This window comes from Leptolinea tardivitalis (assembly GCF_001050275.1).
Taxonomy (GTDB): domain Bacteria; phylum Chloroflexota; class Anaerolineae; order Anaerolineales; family Anaerolineaceae; genus Leptolinea; species Leptolinea tardivitalis.
In genome coordinates this window covers 524,975-550,237 of the sequence record NZ_BBYA01000010.1, presented here as the reverse complement: position 1 = coordinate 550,237, position 25,263 = coordinate 524,975, and the positions used below count along the sequence as shown (strand labels likewise).

22 protein-coding genes and 1 riboswitch are annotated in these 25,263 nt (G+C 48.3%); of the genes, 19 read left to right on the top strand and 3 right to left on the bottom strand.

The window, feature by feature from the left end:
- The first annotated feature begins 156 nt into the window (after positions 1–156).
- From LTAR_RS11980 to LTAR_RS11915, 14 genes are all read left to right on the top strand, one after another.
- The gene (locus LTAR_RS11980) at positions 157–1,182 is read left to right on the top strand and encodes a LacI family DNA-binding transcriptional regulator (protein WP_062422472.1); all 1,026 of its coding nucleotides are present in this window, start codon (positions 157–159) and stop codon (positions 1,180–1,182) included.
- An 81-nt stretch (positions 1,183–1,263) separates the two neighbouring features.
- Entirely contained in the window at positions 1,264–2,238 is a 975-nt protein-coding gene (locus LTAR_RS11975) for a glycoside hydrolase family 130 protein (RefSeq protein WP_062422471.1), read from the top strand.
- Positions 2,239–2,473: 235 nt separating this feature from the next.
- Positions 2,474–4,204 (top strand): ABC transporter substrate-binding protein, encoded by a 1,731-nt coding sequence (locus tag LTAR_RS11970; RefSeq protein WP_062422470.1) that lies wholly within the window; start codon positions 2,474–2,476, stop codon positions 4,202–4,204.
- Positions 4,205–4,294: 90 nt separating this feature from the next.
- Positions 4,295–5,287 (top strand): ABC transporter permease, encoded by a 993-nt coding sequence (locus LTAR_RS11965; RefSeq protein ID WP_062422469.1) that lies wholly within the window; start codon positions 4,295–4,297, stop codon positions 5,285–5,287.
- A complete protein-coding gene (locus LTAR_RS11960; RefSeq protein WP_062422468.1) occupies positions 5,284–6,132 on the top strand; it encodes an ABC transporter permease in 849 nt (282 codons plus the stop codon). Before LTAR_RS11965 ends, LTAR_RS11960 begins: the two co-directional genes overlap by 4 nt.
- A 2-nt stretch (positions 6,133–6,134) precedes the next feature.
- Complete coding sequence (locus LTAR_RS11955; protein WP_062422467.1) at positions 6,135–7,097, top strand: ABC transporter ATP-binding protein; 963 nt, start codon at positions 6,135–6,137, stop codon at positions 7,095–7,097.
- Entirely contained in the window at positions 7,090–8,037 is a 948-nt protein-coding gene (locus tag LTAR_RS11950) for an ABC transporter ATP-binding protein (protein ID WP_062422466.1), read from the top strand. Before LTAR_RS11955 ends, LTAR_RS11950 begins: the two co-directional genes overlap by 8 nt.
- A gap of 263 nt (positions 8,038–8,300) precedes the next feature.
- Positions 8,301–10,754 (top strand): glycoside hydrolase family 94 protein, encoded by a 2,454-nt coding sequence (locus LTAR_RS11945; protein ID WP_062422465.1) that lies wholly within the window; start codon positions 8,301–8,303, stop codon positions 10,752–10,754.
- A gap of 191 nt (positions 10,755–10,945) precedes the next feature.
- The gene (locus tag LTAR_RS11940) at positions 10,946–12,496 is read left to right on the top strand and encodes an acyl-CoA carboxylase subunit beta (RefSeq protein ID WP_062422464.1); all 1,551 of its coding nucleotides are present in this window, start codon (positions 10,946–10,948) and stop codon (positions 12,494–12,496) included.
- Positions 12,497–12,506: 10 nt separating this feature from the next.
- Entirely contained in the window at positions 12,507–12,872 is a 366-nt protein-coding gene (locus LTAR_RS11935; RefSeq protein WP_062422463.1) for an OadG family protein, read from the top strand.
- A 3-nt stretch (positions 12,873–12,875) separates the two neighbouring features.
- Positions 12,876–13,310, top strand: a complete 435-nt coding sequence (locus tag LTAR_RS11930; protein WP_062422462.1) for an acyl-CoA carboxylase biotin carboxyl carrier protein subunit — start codon at positions 12,876–12,878, stop codon at positions 13,308–13,310.
- Positions 13,311–13,319: 9 nt separating this feature from the next.
- Positions 13,320–14,438, top strand: coding sequence for a sodium ion-translocating decarboxylase subunit beta (locus LTAR_RS11925; protein ID WP_062422461.1), 1,119 nt, complete (start codon positions 13,320–13,322; stop codon positions 14,436–14,438).
- A 15-nt stretch (positions 14,439–14,453) separates the two neighbouring features.
- The gene (locus LTAR_RS11920) at positions 14,454–15,404 is read left to right on the top strand and encodes a tetratricopeptide repeat protein (RefSeq protein WP_062422460.1); all 951 of its coding nucleotides are present in this window, start codon (positions 14,454–14,456) and stop codon (positions 15,402–15,404) included.
- Between the two features lie 8 nt (positions 15,405–15,412).
- On the top strand, positions 15,413–15,724 hold the full coding sequence (locus tag LTAR_RS11915) for a hypothetical protein (protein WP_062422459.1): 312 nt from the start codon (positions 15,413–15,415) through the stop codon (positions 15,722–15,724).
- A gap of 44 nt (positions 15,725–15,768) precedes the next feature.
- Here LTAR_RS11915 and LTAR_RS11910 read toward each other — a convergent pair whose 3' ends face one another.
- Both LTAR_RS11910 and LTAR_RS11905 read right to left on the bottom strand, forming a co-directional pair.
- Positions 15,769–16,134 carry a hypothetical protein gene (locus LTAR_RS11910; RefSeq protein ID WP_062422458.1) on the bottom strand — a complete coding sequence of 122 codons (366 nt, stop codon included), beginning with the start codon at positions 16,132–16,134 and terminating at the stop codon, positions 15,769–15,771.
- 15 nt (positions 16,135–16,149) lie between these two features.
- Positions 16,150–16,659, bottom strand: coding sequence for a DUF4405 domain-containing protein (locus LTAR_RS11905; RefSeq protein ID WP_062422457.1), 510 nt, complete (start codon positions 16,657–16,659; stop codon positions 16,150–16,152).
- Between the two features lie 241 nt (positions 16,660–16,900).
- On the opposite strand from LTAR_RS11905, the gene LTAR_RS11900 reads away from it, so the two are divergent.
- The 5 genes from LTAR_RS11900 (at position 16,901) to nrdG (ending at position 24,550) form a co-directional block, all read left to right on the top strand.
- Positions 16,901–17,587: a response regulator transcription factor gene (locus LTAR_RS11900; protein WP_062422456.1), complete on the top strand. Its 687-nt coding sequence runs from the start codon at positions 16,901–16,903 to the stop codon at positions 17,585–17,587.
- The gene (locus tag LTAR_RS11895; RefSeq protein WP_062422455.1) at positions 17,584–18,996 is read left to right on the top strand and encodes a sensor histidine kinase; all 1,413 of its coding nucleotides are present in this window, start codon (positions 17,584–17,586) and stop codon (positions 18,994–18,996) included. The genes LTAR_RS11900 and LTAR_RS11895 overlap by 4 nt, the downstream gene beginning before the upstream one ends.
- A gap of 368 nt (positions 18,997–19,364) precedes the next feature.
- Positions 19,365–19,442, top strand: a riboswitch (adenosylcobalamin-variant (AdoCbl-variant) riboswitch).
- Positions 19,443–19,559: 117 nt separating this feature from the next.
- Positions 19,560–21,851: a 5-methyltetrahydropteroyltriglutamate--homocysteine S-methyltransferase gene (gene metE / locus LTAR_RS11890; protein WP_062422454.1), complete on the top strand. Its 2,292-nt coding sequence runs from the start codon at positions 19,560–19,562 to the stop codon at positions 21,849–21,851.
- A gap of 104 nt (positions 21,852–21,955) precedes the next feature.
- Positions 21,956–24,031, top strand: coding sequence for an anaerobic ribonucleoside-triphosphate reductase (gene nrdD, locus LTAR_RS11885; protein WP_081419973.1), 2,076 nt, complete (start codon positions 21,956–21,958; stop codon positions 24,029–24,031).
- A gap of 12 nt (positions 24,032–24,043) precedes the next feature.
- Positions 24,044–24,550: an anaerobic ribonucleoside-triphosphate reductase activating protein gene (nrdG, locus tag LTAR_RS11880; RefSeq protein ID WP_062422453.1), complete on the top strand. Its 507-nt coding sequence runs from the start codon at positions 24,044–24,046 to the stop codon at positions 24,548–24,550.
- Between the two features lie 26 nt (positions 24,551–24,576).
- Here nrdG and LTAR_RS11875 read toward each other — a convergent pair whose 3' ends face one another.
- Positions 24,577–25,263, bottom strand: coding sequence for a lysophospholipid acyltransferase family protein (locus LTAR_RS11875; protein WP_062422452.1), 687 nt, complete (start codon positions 25,261–25,263; stop codon positions 24,577–24,579).

Here is a 25,263-nt window from a genome sequence, read left to right as displayed (position 1 = left end):
GTCATAAAGTACTTGACTCTGGTTTTAAAAAAACTATACTAAGTATGAGAGCGCTCCCAATTGGATGCATTGCTGAATCTCATAAGGTTTACCACTTTACCCGCAAGGGTAAAATTTTGCCCACTTTATGAGAGCGCTCCCAACCCCCAAAAAACCATGACACTCACCCTAGAAGACATTGCCAGAATAGCCGGTTGCTCCCGTTCCACGGTTTCCCGTGTGATCAACGGTGATGTCAACGTGAGTGTTTCCACCCGGCAGCGGGTAAAGAAGGTGATTACGGAGCTGAATTTCCAGCCCAATCTCGCGGCCCGCGGTCTGGCCTCCGGGCAGACTCACATTCTCGGCTTGATCATCCCCCTGGGAGTTGTCTCCCTGTTTACAGACCCGTTTTATCCACAATTGATCCAGAGTATCTCTTCTGCCTGCAGCCAGCGTGACTATTCCATCATGCTCTGGCTGGCGACTCCAGAATTTGAACGCCGCATGATCCATCAGATTTTATTCAACGGCCTGATTGATGGGGTGATTGTTGCGTCCATGTCACTGAATGATTCGATCATTCAATCGCTGGCGGAAAGCAAACTCCCCTTTGTGGCCGTTGGCCGAAATCCCAATGATGAGACTACCTGTTATGTAGATGTGGATAACTACAATGGGGCCCGCATGGCTATTGAGTACCTGTATAAAATGGGACGCCGCCGCATTGCAACCATCGCAGGTCCCAGCGATGTGATTGTGGGTGTTGACCGCCTGCGTGGTTATAAAGCTGCCCTGGCTGAACTCGGCCTGCCCTATGATCCCTCCCTGGTTGTAACCAGCGATTTCTCGGATGAAAGCGGCTATGCGGCCATGCAGAAGTTGATCGAATACAAACCAGATGCTGTTTTCGCCAACAGTGATGTCATGGCGGTGGCGGCCATTCGAGCCCTCCACGATGCCGGTTTTTCTGTACCCGAAGATGTAGCGATTGTTGGTTTTGATGACATTACCCTGGCTGCCCGTTCCACCCCTCCGTTGACGACTATTCGGCAGCCAATTGATCTGATAGGTGCTGGAGTGGTCAATATGCTTATTGATTTGATAGAACATCCGGCCACAGCACAACGAAGTCTTGTTTTACCCACAGAATTGATCATCCGATCTTCCTGTGGTGAAGATCTCCTCAAAAATTCAGAATGATGATTTTCAAAGTGATCTTCAAGAGATTGTTTGAATTACCAGAGATATCCGCATTTTTCTTTATTTGGAGACAGGCATTAAATGGCAATTGATCCAACCTTACATTTCCTTCCCTGGGAAGACCGTCCCGCCGGCTGTTCAGATGTTGTCTGGCGTTACAGTCAGAACCCGATCATTCCCCGTGATCTGATCCCTTCGTCCAATAGCATTTTCAACAGTGCCGTTGTTCCGTTTAATGGAGAATTCCGGGGTGTCTTCCGCGTAGACAATAAAAAACGCGAAATGAACCTGCACAGCGGTTCCAGCAAAGACGGTCTTCATTTCACCCTTAAAAACGATCCCATCGAATGGATTCATACTGATCCTGAACTGGCAAAATTCGAATACCGTTATGATCCCCGGGTAACCTGGATTGAAGACCGCTACTATGTGAGCTGGTGCAACGGATTCTACGGCCCTACCATTGGACTGGGTTATACCTACGATTTTGAAAAATTCTATTTTCTTGAAAATGCCCTGCTGCCATACAACCGAAATGGGGTGTTATTCCCCCGCCGGATCAATGGCAAATATGTCATGTTCAGCCGCCCCAGCGATAACGGTCATACACCCTTTGGCAATATTTACCTGAGCCAGAGCCCCGATATGATCCACTGGGGGGAACACCGTTTTGTCATGGGGACGAAAGACGGCTGGCAGAGCACCAAAATTGGCGCTGGTCCGACACCCATTGAAACAAAAGAAGGCTGGCTGCTCTTCTATCATGGTGTCATCACATCTTGCAACGGCTTTGTGTACAGCTTTGGGGCTGCTTTGCTTGATCTTGACCAACCCTGGAAAGTCATTTATCGCAGCGCCCCCTATCTGCTTTCACCGCAGACGATCTATGAATGCGTGGGTGATGTTCCCAATGTGGCTTTCCCCTGCGCGTCGCTTTACCAGGAAAGCACCGGCAAAATTGCCATTTACTACGGTGGAGCCGATACGGTAACAGCCCTGGCTTTTTGTAAAGTTGACGAGGTTCTAGATTTTCTTAAGAAAAACTCAGAACTATAAAATAATCTGGTCTAAAAGGAGGTGGTTATTTTAGTCCCGTAGACATTTAGTTCGGGCAATGGTAAGAGAAAAGGATAAGGAAGAGGGATACATGTTGTGTAGAAAAAAGGCGCTGAATTCCTCTGGAAAAGAATCAGCGCCCCGTCGGCGGAAACCTGACCAGGCCGAATCCTGAGGTCGGGTCTCCAAAATAATCATACTATAGATGATTTATTTGACTATAGGAGAAGATGTGATGCAGAAACTACCGAAGACTTTGATTTTCATCGTTGTAGCGCTTTCCATGGTTTTGACCGCTTTCCTCCCGGCTGCTCCCGCCGCGGTTGAATATCCTCGCAATGAGACCCTGTACACAAGCGGTACTCAATGGGGCGCTCCCTCCAGCTGGAACCCGTTGAATGGTGGCGGATATGCTACCGGTACAATCGGTTTGGTTTATGAAACCCTGTTCATCTATGATCCTCTGGCTGATAAATTCACTCCCTACCTTGCTGAATCAGCCAACTGGACTGATGCGACCACCTACGAAGTGAAAATCCGCCAGGGCGTCAAATGGACCAATGGACAGCCTCTGACCGCTGATGATGTTAAATTCACCTTCGACATTGCCAACCCCAATGGCGATACCAAAGCCGGCCTCGGTTACTCCGCTTTGTGGAAATTCCTTGATAACATCGAAATCAAAGATGCCAACACGGTTGTCTTCAAATTCAAGGAAAATCCTGCCTACCAGGAAATTGGTTTCTACTTCTACTTTGCCCCCATCCTCAACAAAGCCATCTGGAGCAAGATGAAGTTGGAAGATATCACCGGTGGCGCCAACAAGAATCCCGTTGGTACCGGCCCCTACAAATTCCAGGCTGCTGATCAGGACCGCATGGTCTGGGTTCGCAATGATGCCTGGTGGGGTAAAGATGTCTTTGGCAAACTGCCCGCCCCGAAATACATTGTGGATATCGTCAATGGCAGCAACAACGTTGCTTTAGGTAAAATGCTTCAGGGTGGTCTAGACCTCAGCAACAACTTCCTGCCCGGTGTGGCTTCTCTCGTGAACGGTGGTTACGGTATTAAAACCTACTACAAAGAAGCACCGTACATGCTCTCTGCCAATGTTGCCTCACTGTTGATCAACGAACAGAAGAAACCCATGGACGATGTTAAATTCCGCACCGCCCTGGCCTGGATGATCAACATCAACGACATCGTTGAAAAAGATTACACCGGTATTGTTAAAGCCGCCGATCCCACCGGTCTGCTCCCCATCTGGGATAAATACATTGACAAGGACCAGGTGAAAGAACTCGGTTGGTCTTATGATCCCGAAAAAGCCAAGAAGATCCTGGCCGATGCCGGTTACAAAGATGTTGATGGCGATAAATTCCTGGAAGCCCCCGATGGTTCCAAGATTGCTCTGAAAGTCACCTGCCCCTCCGGCTGGACTGACTGGATGGCTGCCATTCAGATCATCTCCCGCGATGCCAAAGCCATTGGACTGAACATCGAACCCGATTACCCGGATTACGGCCCCTGGCGCGATGCCCAGTTGAAGGGCACCTTTGATCTGACCCTGCAGAACGAAGCCCAGATGAGCTCCACCGTCTGGTCATACTACAGTTGGATCTTCCAGAATCCTCTGGACAAAATCGCCACTGCCCAGTACGGCAACTACGGCCGCTACGACAACAAAGAAGCTTTCGCCCTGGTAGATCAGCTTGACAAAGTCAAACTTGGTGACGATGCTGCCATCAAAGAAATCACCACCAAACTGCAGAAGATCACCATGACCGAAATGCCGACCATCCCGTTGTGGTACAACGGTTTGTGGGCTCAGTACAATGAGTCTGTTTGGACCAACTGGCCTTCCGCTGACGGCGAGAATCATGCTCTGCCCGCCATGTGGCGCGGTTATGTGAACATGTCTGGTATCCAGATGCTCCTCAATCTCGAACCCGCTGCAAAGAAGTAATCTCTAGCTTTTACACCCCTCCTTCATCGGTGTTTCAGGGTGAAGGAGGGGTGGTTTTTTATACGGTTTCAGGAGATAAGAGGAGGTTCCGTGAAGCGCTATTTTGGAAGAAAACTGCTGATCTATGCGCTCACCTTTTTTATAGCGGTGACGATCAACTGGATGATTCCGCGTTTTATGCCAGGCAACCCGGTGGATATTATGATCTCACGGGCCGGCCTGCGTGGATCAGCCGTAACGCAGATGTATTCATATTATATGGATGCTTTCGGGTTGGATCAGCCCATCTGGAAGCAATACCTGAACTTTTGGATTGCCATTTTCCACGGGGATCTGGGTACCAGTATCTTCCTTTTCCCCACACCTGTGATTCAAGTCATCAAAGACGCTCTTCCGTATGATGTTGCATTACTGTTGCCCTCAATTTTATTGAGCTGGTTTGCGGGCAATAAATTCGGAGCTCTGGCGGCCCGGAATAAAAACCTGGATAACACTCTGTTACCCATCGGGTACATTCTTACAGCAGTACCGTACATGTGGCTTGGTATTCTTTTGGCCTGGGTTTTTTGTATTGTCATTCGCATATTCCCGCTTGGCGGCGGATACGATTTTTCCATGCAACCCAGTTACACGTGGGATTTCTATTGGAGTCTTTTCAATCACTGGGTTCTGCCATTCCTTTCATTATTTATCGTTCAATTTGGCGGCTGGGCGATCGGCATGCGCAACCTGATTATTTATGAACTCGAGGCAGATTACTCTCATTTCCTTGAAGCGCTGGGCGCCCCCCGAAAGCTGATTCGCAATTATGCCTACAACAATGCCATTCTGCCGCAGGTAACCGGTGTGGCTTTGCAGATTGGGGTGATTGTCACCGGCGCTCTGGCAACCGAGGTTGTATTTGCTTATCCCGGTATTGGATACCTGATCCTTCAGGCTATTCATAACCAGGATTATTTCCTTCTTCAGGGATGCTTCCTCTTTGTGGTCATCGGTGTATTGATAGCCAACTTTGTAGTAGATATTGCCTATATCCTGATTGATCCGCGCACCCGCGCCGGCATGACTGGAGGAGCGGAATGAAAAAGAAAAACGAGCTTCTCTATTTTGCCTTACGCAATACAAAACTGCGCATCGGCATGGCCGTCCTTTTATTCTTCTTGCTGCTAATGATCATCGGCCCGCATCTTACCCCATACAAACCGGCGGATTTTGTAGGTCCGTCTTCTGCTCCCCCATCGAAGGAATTCTGGTTCGGAACCACAACCTTTGGTGAAGATGTATTTACCCAGTTTGTCTATGGTCTGGCTCCCACCTTCCTCGTAGGGATCGTGGGCGGCGTTATTGGCACATTGCTCGGAATGTTGATCGGATTTGTAGCCGGTTATCGCGGCGGTGCCGTGGATGAAGTCCTTAACATCTTGACAAATGTTGTGCTGACCATTCCCGTACTGGCCTTGCTCCTCGTTCTGGTGGCGTACATTCCCGTGCGCGGTGTACTGATTGAAGCAGTGTTCATCGGCCTGACCTCCTGGCCGTGGGCGGCGCGCGCCATCCGTTCACAAACGTTTTCCTTGCGGACGCGCGACTTTGTCGGGCTGGCAAAAATGAGCGGTATGAGCTCGATGAAGATCATCTTCACAGAGATTGCCCCCAACATGGCATCCTACCTGTTCATGACCTTCATCCTGATGTTCGGTAATTCCATCTTAAATGCTGCCACACTGGACTTCCTCGGGCTTGGCCCGACGGAAGGCGTTTCCATGGGTACCATGATGAACCTGGCAGTTCAGTGGAGCGCTCTGATGCTTGGTGTCTGGTGGTGGTTCATTCCACCAGGTATTGCCATCACGTGTATTGTTGGGAGTCTGTATGTGATGAACGTAGGGCTCGATGAAGTGTTCAACCCCAAACTTCGGGAGATGTAATCATGAGCCTGAAAATAGAAAATCTCACGATTTATTATCAAACAATCGCCGGAAATGTACGTGCGTTAGAAGACGCCAGCTTTTCTCTGGCAGACGGTGAAATCATGGGTGTGGCCGGTGAATCTGGCTGCGGGAAATCCACCCTCAGCAACAGTCTGATTTACCTCCATGCTCCCATGAAATACATCCGTGGACGTGTCTTCCTGGATGGGGAAGAGCTTCCCATTCATGATACCCAGAAGATGAATCCCTTCCGCTACAAAAAGATTTCCGTCATTCCACAATATGCCATGAATGCCATGAATCCCACCAAGAAGATTGGCCGCATGGTGGAAGATTTATTAAAATCCCGCGGTGAGAACTATAAAGAAATCCTCCCCGAAGTTAAAAACCGCCTTGAATTGGTTAAGCTTTCTCCGGACGTTCTGAACATGTATCCGTTCGAACTTTCCGGCGGTATGAAACAACGCATGGTCATGGTGATTTCGACGCTGCTCGATCCTTCTCTTTTACTGGCGGATGAAGTCACCTCGGCGTTGGATGTTTCGAGCCAGAAGGCTGTGGCTGAAATGCTGGTTGGTTTCCGCGATAAAAAGATCGTTAAAAGTATCATGCTCATCACCCATGATATTTCCATCCTGTATCAAACCGCCAATACCATCATGGTCATGTATGCCGGTCAACTGGCTGAAAAGGCTTCGACAGAAACTATCATTAAGGCGCCGCGGCATCCATATACAAAATTGCTCATTTCTTCTCTTCCTACAGTGGGAGTAAGGATCAGTGAGAACCGATTGGCGGGCATTCCAGGGAATCCTCCTTTGCTCCTGAACCCTCCCACAGGATGCCGGTTCCGCGACCGCTGCCCGGTGGCATTTGCCAAATGCGCTGAGGTTCCGCCGTTTGTCGAAATTGAGAAAGGTCACTTCCTTGCCTGCTGGAAGGAGGGAAAAGCTCATGCTTAAAATCGAAGATATCACCAAAACCTACAAAACGGGAACGTTCGGCGGCAAAGATTTAAAAGCAGTCAAAAATGTCAGCTTTGATATCCATGATGGCGAAATTGTCTCCTTGATTGGAGAAAGCGGCAGCGGAAAAAGCACTATTGGAAAGATGATCCTGCGGTTGATCTCCACCACTTCCGGAAAAATCTATTTCAATGATAAAGATGTGTCACTGTTGAAAGACAGTGAATTGAAAGAATACTACCGCCATGTTCAGGGTGTCTTCCAGGATCCGTTCAGCACCTATAACCCCATCTTCAAAGCGGATCGAATTTTCTCCGTTTTGCATGAAGAGTTCTTCCCGCATATTCCGGCATCGGAATGGAAAGGCAGGGTGGATACTGCCTTGAAATCGGTGGGTATGAATCCGGCACATGTGCTGAATAAATTCCCCCACCAGCTCAGCGGCGGACAGCTCCAGCGTTTCCTCATTGCCCGTGCCCTTCTTCTGGATACCAAGTTCCTGGTGGCAGATGAAATCATCAGTATGCTGGATGCATCTACCCGCATTGATGTGTTGAATCTACTGTCTGATTTACGCTCCAAAGGATTGTCTGTTCTCTTTATCACCCATGACCTCTCGCTGGGGTATTACATCAGTGAAAGGGCTGTTATCCTGTATAAGGGGAGCGTCGTCGAGATCGGTGAGACCAAGAAAATCTTTGACAACCCGGTGCATCCTTACACCCGTATGCTGATGAGCTGCGTTCCAAGGCTCGATAAGAAATGGCAGGATGTGGAAGTTGAATTGACCGAAAAGAAACCGATGACCGCCAATGGATGTGTTTTCTATGAACGCTGTCATTCAGAGTACAAGCTGGATGAATGCGCCCATCAATCACCGGCGCTGGTTGAAGTGGAACCGAATCATTCGGTGGCGTGCGTTTGTTGTAAGGGATAGCGCCATCTTTTTTTGAACTCTGGAGTCTGACTGAAACAGGCTCCAGAGCTCTGCACTTATTCCATCATTTTAGAAAAACTCTGAATTTGAAAGGGCTGAATATCCCATAGAGTAAAAATTGCGTTGGTATAAAAGTGATCGTTGTGATATCTATGCTGCCGGAACACAGGCCGGTTTATGGTTCAACAGATCGGTTAATCCCGATACTGTGAGTAGAAGTTGACTCAATTACACTTCACCTGTAGAAATCCGAGGAGGACTTCATGCGTTACGGATATTTTGATGACAAAACCCGTGAATATGTCATCACTCGTCCAGATACTCCCTTGCCGTGGTTTAACTATCTGGGCTGCGAAGAATATTTTGGTTTGATATCTCATACCGCCGGCGGCTATTCTTTTTATAAAGATGCCCGTTTGAGACGCCTCATCCGCTATCGTTATAACAATGCGCCCATGGATATTGGCGGCCGGTATATTTATTTACGTGATAAAGCCACCGGAACCTATTGGTCTCCCACCTGGATGCCGGTTCGCAGACAGCTTGATACTTTCACCTGTCGGCACGGCATTGGAACAACCACCATTGCTTCCACCTTTGTTGGAATCTCTGCCGAAGTGCTTTACTTTGTTCCGATGGGGCAGAACCTTGAAATCTGGCGTCTGCGGGTAAAAAACCTGCGTGATACTCCAGCCAACCTGATGTCATTTGCTTCAGTGGAATTCTGCCTGTGGGATGCCAATGACGATGCCACCAACTTCCAGCGAAATTATAATGTAGGCGAAGTCGAAGTCCTCGATAATGTGATTTATCACAAAACAGAATACCGCGAGCGCCGCAACCATTTTGCCTATTTCACCTCATCGGCACCCATGAAAGCCTTTGACACTCAGCGTGAAAACTTCCTGGGTGTTTTCAATGGCTGGGATTCCCCTCAGGCTGTGGCCAAAGGAGCCTGTTCCAACAGTATTGCTCACGGATGGGCACCGGTGGGTGTCATTCAGAGCGAACTCATTCTGGCCCCCGGCGAAGAGCGTGAGGTGATCTTCCTGCTCGGCTATATGGAAAACCCGAATGAAGAGAAATTTGAAGACCAGGCAAAACAAGTCATTAACAAGAGCCGGGCATTACCGCTGATCAAACAATTTACCCAGGCTGGTGAAGTTCAATCCGCGTTGGAAAATCTGCATCATTACTGGGATGCCCTGTTCTCCCGCTTCCAGGTGACCACTCCAGATGAACATGCCAACCGCATGATCAACATCTGGAACGCCTACCAGTGCATGGTTACATTCAACATGTCTCGGTCAGCCAGCGGATTTGAAACCGGAATTGGCCGCGGAATGGGTTTCCGTGATTCGACCCAGGATCTGTTTGGATTTGTCCACATGGTTCCCGAACGCGCCCGCCAGCGTCTGCTGGACATTGCCGCAACCCAATTGGAAACTGGAGGTGCCTATCACCAGTATCAGCCGTTGACCAAACGCGGCAATGACGCCGTTGGCAGCAACTTCAATGATGATCCATTGTGGCTGATATTGTCTGTATGTGCCTATATCAAAGAGACCGGAGACCGCGGCGTTCTGGACGAACTGGTTTCTTATGACAGCAAACCCGGCAGTGAGCAACCACTTTACGAACACTTGCAGCGCGCCATTCAATACATCCTGGAACGTACCGGGCCGCATGGTTTGCCGTTGATCGGTCGGGCGGACTGGAATGATTGCCTCAACCTGAATTGCTTCTCCTCAGAACCGGGAGAATCTTTCCAGACAACCACAGGAAAAGACGGTAAGGTGGCTGAATCCGTTTTTATCGGCGGTATGTTGGTTCTGGCTGCCCATGAAATGGCTGAATTGGCCGACTATCTGGGCAACAAAAAAGACGTTGATTTCTATAATAAGGTAGCTGCCGACATGGAACCCATCGTGACCAGCCACGGCTGGGATGGTGAATGGTTCCGTCGAGCCTATGATGACTACGGTAATCCCGTAGGTTCTGCTACCTGCAAGGAAGGTCAGATTTTCATTGAACCGCAGGGTATGTGTGTAATGGCGGGTATTGGCCTGAAAGATGGCAAAGCGGAAAAAGCCCTGCAATCTGTCGAAAAACGACTGGCTACCGAACACGGAATAGTGGTCAATAATCCCGGGTATACGCAGTATTACCTGCATCTGGGTGAAATCTCCTCTTACCCGCCCGGCTATAAAGAAAATGGCAGCGTATTCTGTCACACCAATCCCTGGATTATGATTTCAGAGACAAAACTCGGGCACGGTGACAAAGCTTTCGATTATTACAAACGTATCTGCCCATCCGTTCGAGAAGCCATCAGCGAAGTGCATCGTACGGAACCGTATGTGTATGCCCAGACGATAGCCGGAAAAGAAGCTCCGACAAAGGGAGAGGCTAAGAATTCCTGGCTGACCGGAACGGCAGCCTGGAACTTTGTGGCCATCACCCAATATATTCTGGGTATCCGTCCGACCTTCACGGGTCTGTCTGTTCAACCGGTATTCCCCGAATCTTGGAAAGAGGTTACTGCCTCACGCCTGTTCCGCGATGTGAAATATGACATCCATATTCAGAGAGTTGGGCCGGGCAATGCCGTAGAAACCTTTGTGGAAGGCAGGAAGATCGAAACACCTGTCATCCCCCTGCCTCCACCGGGAACGGCCTGTGTAAAAGTTGAAGTAAAAGTTGGTAGTCCGAAATAATTGGATGTGATGATCGTTGGCAGCACCAGGCTTCACGGAAGGCACAATTCCGGGAGCCTGGTGCTGCTATTTAATCTGTTTGAATATGCATGGAAATTGGTTCAGATGTTAGCACGAAAGTTGCTCTCTTTATGAAACGCATGTCCCGAAAAACAGTAGAATAAAAGGAGCAACTCTACTAAGAGGAAAATATGACAGAAGAAGATCCCCGCATTACTCGTCTCAGAGAATGGCGCAAGAAAGCATTACAGGCAGGCGGAGCGGATAGGATTTCCCGTCAACATGCCAGAGGCAAGATGACGGCACGAGAACGTCTGGATTTGCTTCTCGATGCCGGAACTTTTTCTGAATTGGAACCTTTTATCACGGCACGACCGGATGGTGGCACAGAATCCCCAGAGGTTTTCCTGGGAGACGGCGTGGTGACCGGCTACGGCCGGGTGGATGGCCGCCCTGTGTATGTATACGCCCAGGATTTCACCATTCAAGGCGGAGCGCTGGGTGAAATGCAAAGTCATAAAATATGCCGGGTGATGGATCTGGCTGCCCAGAGTGGTGCACCGATCATCGGCTTGATCGATTCTGGTGGTGCACGTATTCAAGAGGGAGTGCGCAGTCTGGCTGGTTACGCCGAAATCTTCCGACGAAATGCCCTGTATTCCGGGATCATCCCGCAGATCAGTCTGATCATGGGTCCATGTGCCGGAGGGGCAGCCTATTCGCCTGCTCTGACAGACCTGATCATTATGGTAGAAAAACAATCTTTCATGTTCCTCACCGGACCTGATGTCATCAAGTCAGTCACTGGCGAAATTGTGGATTCAGAAGTGCTGGGTGGTGCGGATACGCATTTGAATATCAGCGGTCTGGCTCACCTGACAACCCCGGATGAACGGTCTGCCCTGGACCTGTGCCGCCGCGTACTCGGGTACCTTCCCTCAAATCATTTGGAAAATCCACCGGTTGGTAAATCGGACGATCCCTTGCGGTTATGTCCGGCACTGAACTTGCTTGTACCAATGGATGCTTCAGAGCCCTATGTGATGCGCTCGGCGATTGAACAGATTGTGGACGAAGGATCATTCCTGGAAATGCAAACTGGATTTGCCCGCAATGTAATTGTCGGCCTGGCCCGTATGGGCGGTCAGGTGGTCGGAATCATTGCCCAGGAGCCGTCTGTCATGGCGGGAGTTGTGGATATCGATGCGGCGGATAAAATGTGCCGCTTCATCCGTTGGTGCGATTGTTTCAATATCCCATTGGTGACACTGGTCGATTCCCCTGGTTTCCTGCCGGGGCTCGATCAGGAACATCGTGGGATTATCCGGCATGGGGCAAAAGTACTGTATGCCTATTCTGAGGCAACTGTCCCGAAGGTGAGCATTATCACCCGCAAGGCTTATGGCGGTGCCTATGTAGTCATGTCCAGCAAATATCTGGGTACGGATATCACCTATGCCTGGCCGAGTGCTGAAATTGCCGTCATGGGTCCTGAAGGTGCTGTCAATATCCTTTACCGCAAACAGGTGGAAGCGGCGGATGATCCGACCGCTGAACGTAAACGTCTGACACAGGAATACCGCGAGACATATCTGAATCCCTACACCGCGGCTTCTCTCGGCACAATAGATGAGGTGATTGAACCTCAGGAAACCCGGCAGAAAGTAATTGCCGCATTACAGGCTCTGCAAACGAAAGCTGTCAGTCACCCGATCCGGCGTCACGGCAATATACCGGTATAGAAGGACGACCATGGCTAACGATATCATTCCCGGATTAATTATTACGGCTATTGGAATGGGACTGGTTTTTGCGGCCATCGTTCTTCTCTGGGGTTTGATGGCCGGGATGGTCCGTCTGGATGCCCGATTCCAGCCAAAAGAAGAAACAACATCGGTCGTTGAATCTTCTGAAGAAACAGACCATTCTGCATTAGATAATCACCGCAAAGCGGCTGCGGCAGCTCTGGCCGTGGCATTGGCACAACGTGATTTACGCAAGAAGACAAATACCCGGCCGGTGATTCAACCGGGCAATTCCTGGCAGTCTGTGCAACGGGCACAGGTATTGCAGGATAAATCGCGGATAATTTCACACCGCTCCTTGCGGAGGGACTGACGTATGCGCTATTCCATCAAGATTGGTGAACAAACGTACTCGGTTGAATTGGACAATCTGGAGGCACGTCCGGTTGTGGCAATGGTGAATGGCGAGAAAATCGAGGTCTGGCCTGAAGAAGAAACGCCGGTTGCCTTGCCCGAAAAACCAGCCGATCAGTCATCCTTACGTCAATCGGACAATCGTCCGTCAGAAATACCTTTGGGTATGCCACCGGCTTCTTCCCGCGGCGTTGCCGCGCCTATTCCCGGTGTGATCATTGAGATTAAAGTAGCTGCCGGGCAGTCCGTCAACCGGGGTGATGAGTTGTGTGTGCTGGAAGCCATGAAGATGAAGAACTCCATCCGGGCCGGACGCAGCGGCGTGATTGGCCATATTCTGGTCAGTACTGGAGATCAGGTACGCCACAATCAGATTCTGATGGAATTCACTGATTGACGGGGTCATATGGACTTAAGCGGACTTTTTGCTGAAATTTCCCGCGGTTTTGGCTCATTTACCATTGGCAATGCTGTGATGATTACGGCCGGTGCCATATTGATCTATCTGGCTGTAAAAAAGGAATATGAACCAGTTCTCTTACTGCCGATTGGTTTTGGCTGCATTCTGGCCAACCTGGGTATGTCAAACGAGAACGGCATGTTCAAAATTCTATATGATGCCGGAATCAAAACAGAACTTTTTCCGTTGTTAATTTTTATCGGTGTAGGTGCGATGATCGATTTCAGTCCTTTGCTGGCACAGCCGAAAATGGTTTTGCTCGGGGCTGCCGGTCAATTTGGTATTTACGCCACTCTTCTTCTGGCCATTCTTTTGAAGTTTCCATTAAATCAGGCAGCGTCCATAGGTGTAATTGGGGCCATTGATGGCCCCACAGCCATATTTGTGGCAACCAAATTGGCACCGGAATTGCTGGCTCCCATTGCCGTGGCGGCCTATTCGTATATGAGCCTCATTCCCATCATTCAACCGCCTATCATGAAGCTGATGACCACACGCCGTGAACGGCTTGTACGCATGGAATATGCTCCCCGGCCTGTTTCACAACGTGTCCGGGTCATTTTCCCGATTGTGGTAACGGTAATTGTCAGCCTGTTGGCTCCGGATGCCGCACCTTTGATTGCCACTCTGATGTTAGGCAACCTGCTTCGCGAGAGCGGTGTGGTTGACCGGCTCAGCAAGGCAGCCCAAAATGAGATCATCAACATCGCCACTCTGTTCCTTGGTCTGACGATCGGTTCAACCATGACGGCTTCCAGCTTTCTGAATGTTCAAACCGGTTTTGTTCTGATTCTGGGTCTGCTGGCCTTTGTAATTGACACAGTGGCTGGTTTGTTGTTTGGAAAGCTGATGTGCTGGATCAGCGGATATACAATCAATCCGTTAATTGGCGCTTGCGGAATCAGTGCATTCCCCATGGCTGCCCGTTTATCTGCCAAAATGGCACAGGAAGAAGATTTTGAAAACTTCATCTTGATGCATGCAATGGGTTCCAATACAGCCGGTCAACTTGGCAGTGTTATTGCAGGGGGATTGCTGTTGGCTCTGGTAATGGCGTTTCATTAGTGTAAGGGGATCTGTATGCCCGTTTTACCATCAGGAAAAAGTATTGAACTCATCCCGCAGATGCGGCAGATCAACTTCATCAATTCTCTGCCCGCCCCTGGCTGTTTTTGGATTGATTCTTCCCGAGATTTACAGGATTATTCCACCTTACCGGGTGAAGTGGAAAACAGCCGTCCTATGAAACAGGTGCCGCTTCCAGAATCGCTGGAAGATTTTAAAAAATATATTTCCATTGTAGTCGTGGATGAGTTTGGATATCCTGAAATTACCGATTTCAACTTAAAAAGTTTTCCACCAGATGGATACCTTAATTCTCAAGACCTGGTCACCTGGAACAATTGGATAACCAGTGAACCGGTTCAACTCTATCTCGAATTACGTATGCAAGATTGTTTCGATCAGGTAGATTACCTGACAAGGTTGAGCCGATGGGAGGCGGAAAAGAACTTGAAGGAGTTGGAACAATCCAGCTTTATCAAACGATATGATCTCTTCTTACAAAATGAACCACCTGATGAAAAGAAAAAACGCCATGAGCTGAAAATTCAGCATGCCCAACAAGCAATTAACCGTCTGACAGCCATGACGGTCAAGGACCCCAATGCCCAGGTCACCTGGGTGGATCTTCTCCTTGAACAATTTGATGTGACAAAAAAATGGTCTGATGGAGAGGAAATCCTGTTCCAACGGTATGCCAAAGACCCAGAACAGACAGCGTATCATGTAGGTTATCTGAAATGCCTGTTCAATCAACAGAAATATGCAGATACAGAGACTCAAGCGTGGGAAGCCGTCAAACAATATCCGCAGAATATTGAATACTGGTTGATATTAATCAAGGTGTTTTATTACCGGCAGCAATATGACGAGGCTTTGCAGATCGTAACCAGTGCATTAGCCATCAATCCCGGTAATCAAGAATTACTGGACTTTCAATTCAAAATCGAGACAGCTATCAATAAATAGGAACAATAATGATCGCTAGAATTTGGCATGGTTATACTACACAGGAAAACGCAGATATTTATGAAAAACTACTGAGAGAAGAGATCTTTGTTGGAATTGGTGAACGTCAAATCACCGGTTATCAGGGAATTCAACTCTTACGTCGGAATGTTGGGGAAGACGTGGAGTTTATCACGATCATGTGGTTTGATCACCTGGATGCGGTACGGGTATTTGCCGGCGAAGATTATGAAGTCTCTGTGGTCCCACCTAAAGCCCGGGCGGTTTTGAAACGGTTTGACGATCGGGCGCAGCACTACGAAGTAAAGGCATCACACTAAAAAAACACCACCGGTTTGGATAGTTTCATCCACCGGCGGTTTTTTTATCTGACAGAGACAGGCTGTTTCTTTGATAAAACTTGACGCAACTTTTTGAAACCTGCACGGAAGAGCACAATGACAAAAGTGATGGCAGCAATTATTCCCATATTCTTGAGAACCTCAATCGAGCCAATTACCCCTGGATTTTGCTGATCGTGTTCTCGAAATCCTTCAGGTGGTAGATTCGTTCCCGGCTGTGTTGTTGATGGGCTGGTAGAGAATGATGGGTTTGGTGCAATCCCTTCGGATCTGTCATCTGATGATATCAGGGAATATCCTGCGGAAGTGTTTACTATGGCGATTAATGCGGCCGCCAGTAACCCGATGATGGCTGTGAGTATCAGAATTCTTACGATTACTTTTTTCATTTTTCTGTCTTCCTCTCAATCATTCATTCCTGGATGATCTGCAACGGAGATTGACCGGGCAGAGTTCTTTTGAAAAATAGACAATACCGGTTTGATAACATACGTCTTGATCATTCGGACGACGAGGCTCCAATTCAGGGCGAAGTGGATCCCGGTCAAAATCACAGCAGCATTCGAAGTTATGGAATGGATTGGTTTCCAGGCATGAGAGGGTGTTAATGGTATGCCCAGCGTGCTCATTACGATTTTAGACATCATCAGTCCGCTGGTAATCAATATCAGGAAGGCGGTAAAAACACCGACATCCACAATGAATTGAAGACGCGACACTTGCCATAATTTCTTGAAATAATTTGCTCCAACAGAAATGATCCATTCCCAGTGCATTAAGATATGAACAATCAATGTTACCGCCAGTGCGGTACCCAGCCATTCGTGAATGGTGTTGCCGGTAAAATGAGGTGCGGTAGATAGTAAGAAACCAATCAGAATGGCGGTATCTACCAGCAAGTTTTTTCTTTTCATCAATCCATCTCCTCTAAACCTGAACTTGATTAGAACTCCCGCGTTTAAATTTTCGGAGGTTACAGGTCTATATTAGTAAGTATTTGTTTACTATTTATTCAGGTTTCATAATGAGAGGGAAAAGGTTTTCGGAAAAATGTAAAGAAATTTGTTGAACGATCTGAATAAAATCTATACAAATGCGTGATAATCTAATCACCGGATATAGAATGGGTTCAGGTATCTGTTTTGGAGTAAGAGTATGTCGAATAAAATTCTGGTAGTGGATGATCAGGCCAGCGTTCGTCAATTGTTGCAGGATTATCTATCAGAGCAGGGATTTAAAGTAATCACCGCGACAGATGGACAAAATGCTATTTACACAGCTCGCCATGAAGAGCCGGATTTAATTTTGCTGGATATTATGATGCCGCGCATGGATGGCTATGACTTCTTGCGCCAGTACCGGCAAGAGCGCCAGACTCCGGTCATCATCATCACTGCTCGTGAAGAAGAAACGGATGCGGTGGTTGGTCTGGAGCTGGGTGCAGATGACTATGTCATCAAACCATTTCGTATGCGTGAGCTGGTGGCACGCATCCATGCTGTGTTAAGACGCAAAGATGAAGCCTCAGAGAAATTTGCCCTCTACCGTGAAGGTGATCTCGTTCTGGATGAGCGAACGCATACCATTACCATGAAAAATACCCCTGTTTCTTTGACCCCGATTGAGTTTGACCTTTTGCGCATGCTGATGCGGTCTCCCGGGCGGGTATTTTCGCGTTCCGAGTTGATCGATCAGCTGGCCGACAGCGGATTTACAGGACTGGACAGCACATTGAATGTTCACATCCGGAATCTGCGTACCAAAATTGAACCGGATCCAGCCAAACCTTTATATATTGATACCGTTTTTGGGGTGGGGTATCGCTTTATGAAAGCCGAATGAACGTAACAAGTAAATCTCTTTATTGGAAGTTGACACTGGCTTTTATCGTGGTGGCTTTTTCGGCTACTGCCATGGCAGCCATTTTTGTGCGGGTGACAACCAACAACAGTCTGGCTCAATTCATCATTGATCAGCAGCGCAGCAACATGGTGCAATCCCTCAGTAATTACTACATCGAACATGGTTCATGGGACGGTGTGGATAAAGTTTGGGAAGACATGCAGAGGCAGACCATCCCTACACCCAATCCTTCTGAACCCACCAAGGTGCCGGGTCCGGAACCTGGTAAACCGTATGAAGAGCGTTTTCACAGGAATTTATTCGGCCTGGCCGATCCGAACGGGGTTGTGATTGTCTCTGTGGATCAGGATTTTCCAGTGGGGGCTCAATTGCCGTCAGAATTGTATTCGAATAATGACGTTATTAAAGCCAATGGCGCTGTTGTCGGCACCATCCTGACGGCCAAACGTATTTCCCGGTACAGTCCGGAGGAATCTCTCTTTCTGGAGCGCACTAATCAGGCGCTTCTTATAGCCATTGTCACCGGATTGCTGGTGGCGGTGATCATCGGTATCATACTGGCTCGCACACTCACCCTGCCATTGCGGGACCTGACCCGGGCAGCCCAGAGCATTGCAGAAGGTCATTTAGAACAGGAAGTCAAAGTTACATCGCATGATGAGATCGGGCAACTGGCGGAAGCATTCAATGAAATGAGCCGTGAAGTATCGCGGGTTAATGCCTCACGAAAACAGATGACGGCCGATATAGCCCATGACTTGCGAACACCGTTGACCGTAATTGCCGGGTACATTGAGTCAATGCAAGAAGGGGTATTGCAGCCCACCCCGGAACGCTTTGCCCTGATCTACAAAGAAATTGAACGGCTGCAAAATCTGGTAGGCGACTTGCGAATGCTCTCTCAGGCCGATGCCGGTGAGCTTACTCTTCACCCACAGAATCTCAATCCAAAAACTTTACTGGATCAGGCATCCGCCCTGTTCCAGCATCATGCCGCCCGGCAATCTGTTACTATTGGCGTGGAAGCCGGGGCTGACTTGCCCGAAATTCATGTGGATGAAGCCCGCATGTTGCAGGTATTTGATAACCTTATCAGCAATGCCCTCCGGTATACACCGGAAGGCGGCCGGATTACCCTGAGAGGAACAAAGGTAAATGGGCAGGTTGAATTAAGTGTCGCCGACAATGGCAGCGGTATTGTCCCGGAGGAATTGCCTTTGATTTTTGATCGTTTCCACCGGGCAGATAAATCCCGCCACAACGACACGGATGAAGGAAAATCCGGCCTGGGGCTGGCTATTGTCAAGGCACTGGTGGAAAGCCAGGGAGGCAAGGTTTGGGCAGAATCTGAAGTGGATAAGGGAACGATCATCAAGATGCGATTTTGATCTAAATCTCGCAAAGATCAAAACATTTCTAAAAGAATCTTGTAAAGGGAAGAAGCAGTTGGCAGTGATTTTGGCAAGTAATTGAACCAGTTCTCCACCTGGTGTCTTCCGGCTTTTGTTATTTGAAGCCTCGATTATCTCGGCACAAAATAGCCCTGATCATGGTAGAAATGAAGCAAGGCACATTCTTTAGACGAAACAAATTAAAAAAAGTGTTACGTTCTGTCTGAACTTCTCTTGAAATGAGAAAGATTAGAGTGGTAGATTAGAAATCTTAACATTTCAGATAATTTAAACTTAGGATCAAGTTCAATTTGTTGCAGATGATTATAATGTTCTAAAGCCTTGTGGAACCAGCCTGTCGTAGGCGGTTGAAATAGCAGGGAAAGTCCAGTGCAATTCTGGCACTGTCGCGCAACGGTGAAAGTCCGAATGCCTGTCCACAAGTTATCACACCCTTCGCGTCAAAGGGTTGAGCAACCTACGAGTGGTACATCTCTTTTTCGTAAGTAGCTCATCCTGTTTCAAGGGTGAGCTTATTTTTTACGAAAAGGAGATTTGATATGTCTGTCACAGCTTTACCGGGTTTCCCCCGAATTGGGGCGCATCGTGAATTGAAATTTGCCCTTGAGAAATATTGGAAGGGTAAGATTTCTCAACAAGAGCTAATCGCTACAGGGGTGCAATTGCGGGGCGAACATTGGCGGATGCAAAAAGAGAGAGGGATTGAGGTCATTCCATCCAACGATTTTTCTTTTTATGATCAGGTTTTGGATATGACCTGTATGGTGGGAGCAATTCCCGAAAGATTTGAAATCTTGAGATCTCATCTCAATGATCTCGATTTGTATTTTGCTATGGCTCGCGGTTACCAGAAGGGTACTGAGCAAATCCCTGCCATGGAAATGACGAAATGGTTTGATACAAATTACCACTATATTGTTCCTGAATTAAGTTCCGATCAGCATTTCACCCTTCGGTCAACCAAACCTGTTGATGAGTTTATTGAGGCCAGAGAAGCAGGGTTAATTACGCGCCCGGTCTTATTAGGGCCTGTATCATATTTACTTCTTAGTAAATCTTCAGCGCCTGCAACGAAAACGATTTCCTTATTAACAAACCTTCTTCCAGTTTATGCTGAAATCTTGGAAAAGTTGATTTCCGCAGGAGCAGAATGGGTTCAAATGGATGAGCCATGTCTGGTTACGGACATTGATTCTGACGTCCAGGGAGCATACCAGACAGCCTATCAATACTTTAAAAATTATCAAATCAAAATTATGTTGACAACATATTTTGACGGATTGACCGACGTGCTTGATATGGCGGTCAAATTACCTGTGGCAGGATTGCACATTGATCTGGTTAAATCACCAGAACAGCTTGAGAGAGTACTATCTGCAACTGCACCTGATAAAGTTCTTTCATTAGGGTTGATAGATGGACGAAATGTCTGGAAAGCAGATTTAAATTCGGTTCTTCAAATAGCACAAAAAGCCGCTGCCCGATGGGATACAACAAAGCTCCAAATTTCAACAAATTGTTCACTTCTTTTTTGCCCATATGACCTGACTCAGGAAGAAAACCTGAATCCTGAACTAAAAACATGGTTATCGTTTGCCATTCAAAAACTTGATGAACTCACAGCCATCAACATGGCAGTCAACGGGAAAATTGACCAGGTACAGGAATATTTTGCAAACAATACGAAAGCCTGTGAAGATCGAAGAACATCAAAGGCAATCGTTGATCAGAATGTCCAGAAAAGGGTAAAGAGCATCCAATCTTCTGATTACAACAGACAGAGCGATTATTGCCTGCGGCGAAAAAAACAATCGCAGGTAGTGCCTCTGCCCGTTCTTCCGACTACAACGATCGGATCATTTCCTCAAACAATCGAGGTTCGAAAACAACGAGCTGCATTCAATTCAGGAATGATTCTTGAGAATCAATACAAAGAATTTGTCAAACGTGAGATTTCAAATGCAATCCAAATTCAGGAAGAATTGAATTTGGACGTTCTGGTGCATGGTGAATTTGAACGTACTGATATGGTTGAATTTTTTGCCGAAAAATTGAATGGATTCGCGTTCACTGAAAATGGATGGGTTCAGAGTTATGGATCCCGATGTGTCAGACCGCCAATTATTTATGGAGATGTTTCCCGGCCAAAACCCATGACCGTTGAGTGGACTACCTTCGCACAATCATTAACAAAAAAACCAGTCAAAGGGATGTTGACCGGACCAATTACTATATTATTCTGGTCATTTGTCCGGAATGATCAACCTCTAGATGTCACTGGTACACAAATTGCACTTTGTCTGCGTGATGAGGTTAATGATCTTGAATCAGCCGGAATCAAGATCATTCAAATCGATGAACCTGCTTTGCGAGAAGGTTTACCATTACATAAATCTGCCCAAAACCAGTATCTTCAATGGGCTGTCAATTGTTTTCGATTGGCATGTGGGGGAGCAGACGATCGAACACAAATCCATACCCATATGTGTTACGGCGAATTTGCCGACATTATGAAGGCAATTGTCCAGATGGATGCGGATGTAATTTCTATCGAAGCTTCGCGATCTGGAATGGAATTGCTAAAACATTTTAGTGATTTTTCATACCCGAATGAAATCGGTCCGGGTATCTATGATATTCACTCACCTCGTATTCCAACCGTAGAGGAATATATAAACTTGATTACAAAGGCTCTTAAGGTTCTTCCAGCGGAGAAATTATGGATCAATCCGGATTGTGGATTGAAAACCCGGAATTGGGATGAGGTAATTCCGGCATTAAAGAACATGATTGAAGCGACAACACAAACCAGGAAAAAGTTATTTCAATAAAAAAAGCATCCAATTTTGGAACGAAAATCACTCGGAGAAATAATGAAGATTGCGTACTATTGGGAAGACATTAAAGGAAAAGAGGGAAAAATATGAACTCAGATATGTCACGTTCGATTCTTGTGGATGAAACACATCCAGAGACGATAAAACCAGTAAACGCTCATTATTTCAAGTCCATCCAGAAACGGGATGGACGGGTAGATGATTTTGACCTTGAAAAGATCGTGATGGCTATTTACAAAGCGGCCGAAGCCGTAGGCGGGCATGATATGGATACAGCCCGCCGCCTCGCTAACCTGGTGGTGGTCTACCTGCGCGATGAGAAGAAAATTGTATTGCCGGCTGTGGAAGAAGTGCAGGATGCTGTTGAAAAGATACTGATCGAAAATGGACATGCCAAAACAGCCAAGGCATACATCCTCTACCGCGACCGCCGCACCCGTATCCGTGAGGGGAAATCAGAACTGATGGACGCCGTGGCAGAGACACTGGTGGAAACCAACCGTGAGAATGCCAATGTGGGCAATTCTCCCTCTGCCAAGATGTTGCAAATCGCTTCGGCCGCCAGCCGACAGTACTACCTGTCTCGGCTCATCCCCGAAGATATCGCCCAGGCGCATATTAATGGCGATATCCACATTCATGACCTTGACTTTTATGCCAAAACGCTGACCTGTGTTCAAATCCCGCTCGGACGGCTGCTGCATACCGGGTTTGATACCGGGCATGGTTATATCCGTCCACCCAAACGGCCCTCATCGGCGGCGGCTCTGGCGGCCATTATTCTGCAAAGTTCACAAAATGACATGCACGGTGGTCAATCGTTTGCCTTCTTTGACCGTGATATGGCAGACTTTGTCGATGGCGCCGACGAAAATGAGGTCTATCAGGCAATGGAAGGACTGGTCTATAACCTGAATTCTATGCACAGCCGGGCCGGGGCACAGGTGCCTTTCAGCTCGATCAACCTGGGGTGTGACACCTCGGAAGCCGGCCGGCTGGTGACCCGTAGTCTCCTTCAGGCATATGCCAGAGGATTGGGCCGGGGTGAAACACCCATTTTTCCCAATATCATCTTCCGGGTGAAATCAGGCGTCAACCTTAACCCCGGTGATCCAAATTATGATCTGTTCCAACTGGCTATTCAGACAGCCGCCACACGGATGAACCCGACCTTCTCCTTCATGGATGCGCCGCACAATAAACCATTTAACGGCGAGGTGGCGTATATGGGCTGCCGCACCCGTGTGATTGCTGACCGGCACGGTAATGCCGTCAGTGATGGTCGGGGCAATCTGTCATTCACGTCCATCAATCTGCCGCGCATCGCCTTGAAATCCAATGGTGATGTCAACCAGTTCTACCGTCTACTGGAAGAAACCCTCACCCTGGTTGCCCGTCAATTAATGCATCGTTACCAGATTCAGGCACACCTTAAAGTAAAAGATATGCCCTTCCTGATGGGGCAGGCATTGTATGTTGAATCGGATCAATTGCAGCCATACGATGAAATCGCCCGGGCTATCCGTCATGGCACCCTTTCTATCGGGTTCATTGGCCTGGCGGAAACCCTTACTGTCTTGACCGGCGCCAATCAGGCTCAATCACAGGCTTCCCGGCAGTTGGGGCTCGAGATCGTCCGTTTTATGCGCCGTATGACCGATTTCTTTGCTGATCAGTATGACCTGAATTTCACCCTCCTGGCTACCCCGGCAGAAGGTCTGTCCGGACGCTTCCTGGGCATTGATAAAAAAGTCTATGGAATTATCCCCGGAGTTACTGATAAAGATTACTATACCAACAGCTTCCATGTGCCGGTGAGCAGCGATGTGACGGCGTATGAAAAGATGTCCATAGAAGCCCCGTACCATGAAATGACCAACGCCGGTCACATCAGTTATGTAGAATTGGATGCACCTCCGGTCAACAATCTGGCTGCCTTTGAAACTGTAATTCGCACCATGGGACAACTGGGTGTAGGCTATGGTGGAATCAACTTCCCCATTGATGAGTGTCGTATCTGTGGATACAGAGGTCTGATTGATGAGGAATGCCCCACCTGTGGTTCACAGGATATCCGCCGCATTCGCCGCATTACCGGTTATCTTTCAACAGTCGACCGGTTTAATGCCGCCAAACAGTCTGAATTGCATGACCGGCATGCCCACTTGCATTAACCGATTGACTCAATGAACGTCAGGCTGGCTGGTATTACCCGTGAAAGTGTCACCGACGGACCGGGCATGCGCATCACCGTCTTTTTTCAGGGCTGTGAGCATCATTGCCCGGGCTGTCATAACCCCGAAACCTGGGATCGTGAAGGCGGGGTGGCATATGAACTGGACGACGTCTTTAGGCTCATGCATGATTCCCCGTTGATCACCGGTGTGACCTTGAGCGGCGGCGAACCATTCCTGCAGCCTGATGCAGCGGCGGTCATAGCGGCAGAATTTCATGCCCGGCAAAAATCAGTGTGGGCATACACCGGTTTTTTATGGGATTTTCTGTTGAAAGAAAACGACCCCTTGCGCATGAATTTACTCCGCCAGTGTGATGTTCTGGTGGATGGCCCCTTCCGGCAGGAGGAACGCCAGCCGGGCCTGTTTTTCCGCGGCTCAGCCAATCAACGGTTTATTCGGGTTAAAGACAGCCTGGAACAGGCACGTGTGGTGGAATGGTCTGCACCGGCAGGTTAAGATCAGATCTGAGCGACGTTTTTTTCTTACAACGTCAGACTGCCTTCCAGGAATTCCAGATAATCCTGCGTGGCGTTTTCCAGATTGGCGTAGTATCCCCGATAGGCTGGCGGTAATAATGCGGCAATCTGGTACATGATCTCCGCGGTCATTTTGCTGCGTTCGTCGCGGGTGGGCAGTACCCCGTCATATTTCAGGCGGAACGGCCGTCCCACACGGATCGTAAACGGCGTGCGGTTCAACCCGCGGATATTCTTCCAAAAACCTTCGGCGCCAAAATATGCCACCGGCAATATGGGAGCACCTGATTTGATGGCCAGCGGCACCATTCCCGGCTGCCCTTGCTGTAAAATGCCGGTGCCGCTGCGGGTTCCTTCCGGTGCAATAGCCAGCATCTTGCCTTCTTTTAGAACACGCAGCGCCTCTCGGAAGGCATTCATATCAGCTTCCCCCCGGCGGATGGGTATGGATTTCCAGGTGCTGAACAGCAGTCCCAGCGCCGGGTTGTTCCAGGTCTCATATTTGACCAGTGCCACCACCTGCCGCGGCTGCAAATGGGAAAGCAGAATGGGAGCGTCAAGAAAGTTTACGTGGTTGCCTACCAGGATCAACGGCCCGTGGGATGGAATCCGCGACAATTCCATGTCATCCACCTGGCAGATGGTGCGGGTAATCCCGCGAATCGTGAAATTCACTATCCCGGCTACGGTCAT

What these genes read in the sequence shown, in the direction of transcription:
- LTAR_RS11980 (WP_062422472.1), top strand. Translation starts at nt 157, where the DNA reads ATGACACTCACCCTAGAAGACATTGCCAGAATAGCCGGTTGCTCCCGT.
- LTAR_RS11975 (WP_062422471.1), top strand. Translation starts at nt 1,264, where the DNA reads ATGGCAATTGATCCAACCTTACATTTCCTTCCCTGGGAAGACCGTCCC.
- LTAR_RS11970 (WP_062422470.1), top strand. Translation starts at nt 2,474, where the DNA reads ATGCAGAAACTACCGAAGACTTTGATTTTCATCGTTGTAGCGCTTTCC.
- LTAR_RS11960 (WP_062422468.1), top strand. Translation starts at nt 5,284, where the DNA reads ATGAAAAAGAAAAACGAGCTTCTCTATTTTGCCTTACGCAATACAAAA.
- LTAR_RS11955 (WP_062422467.1), top strand. Translation starts at nt 6,135, where the DNA reads ATGAGCCTGAAAATAGAAAATCTCACGATTTATTATCAAACAATCGCC.
- LTAR_RS11950 (WP_062422466.1), top strand. Translation starts at nt 7,090, where the DNA reads ATGCTTAAAATCGAAGATATCACCAAAACCTACAAAACGGGAACGTTC.
- LTAR_RS11945 (WP_062422465.1), top strand. Translation starts at nt 8,301, where the DNA reads ATGCGTTACGGATATTTTGATGACAAAACCCGTGAATATGTCATCACT.
- LTAR_RS11940 (WP_062422464.1), top strand. Translation starts at nt 10,946, where the DNA reads ATGACAGAAGAAGATCCCCGCATTACTCGTCTCAGAGAATGGCGCAAG.
- LTAR_RS11935 (WP_062422463.1), top strand. Translation starts at nt 12,507, where the DNA reads ATGGCTAACGATATCATTCCCGGATTAATTATTACGGCTATTGGAATG.
- LTAR_RS11930 (WP_062422462.1), top strand. Translation starts at nt 12,876, where the DNA reads ATGCGCTATTCCATCAAGATTGGTGAACAAACGTACTCGGTTGAATTG.
- LTAR_RS11925 (WP_062422461.1), top strand. Translation starts at nt 13,320, where the DNA reads ATGGACTTAAGCGGACTTTTTGCTGAAATTTCCCGCGGTTTTGGCTCA.
- LTAR_RS11920 (WP_062422460.1), top strand. Translation starts at nt 14,454, where the DNA reads ATGCCCGTTTTACCATCAGGAAAAAGTATTGAACTCATCCCGCAGATG.
- LTAR_RS11915 (WP_062422459.1), top strand. Translation starts at nt 15,413, where the DNA reads ATGATCGCTAGAATTTGGCATGGTTATACTACACAGGAAAACGCAGAT.
- LTAR_RS11910 (WP_062422458.1), bottom strand. Translation starts at nt 16,134, where the DNA reads ATGAAAAAAGTAATCGTAAGAATTCTGATACTCACAGCCATCATCGGG.
- LTAR_RS11905 (WP_062422457.1), bottom strand. Translation starts at nt 16,659, where the DNA reads ATGAAAAGAAAAAACTTGCTGGTAGATACCGCCATTCTGATTGGTTTC.
- LTAR_RS11900 (WP_062422456.1), top strand. Translation starts at nt 16,901, where the DNA reads ATGTCGAATAAAATTCTGGTAGTGGATGATCAGGCCAGCGTTCGTCAA.
- LTAR_RS11895 (WP_062422455.1), top strand. Translation starts at nt 17,584, where the DNA reads ATGAACGTAACAAGTAAATCTCTTTATTGGAAGTTGACACTGGCTTTT.
- metE (WP_062422454.1), top strand. Translation starts at nt 19,560, where the DNA reads ATGTCTGTCACAGCTTTACCGGGTTTCCCCCGAATTGGGGCGCATCGT.
- nrdD (WP_081419973.1), top strand. Translation starts at nt 21,956, where the DNA reads ATGTCACGTTCGATTCTTGTGGATGAAACACATCCAGAGACGATAAAA.
- nrdG (WP_062422453.1), top strand. Translation starts at nt 24,044, where the DNA reads ATGAACGTCAGGCTGGCTGGTATTACCCGTGAAAGTGTCACCGACGGA.
- LTAR_RS11875 (WP_062422452.1), bottom strand. Translation starts at nt 25,263, where the DNA reads ATGACCGTAGCCGGGATAGTGAATTTCACGATTCGCGGGATTACCCGC.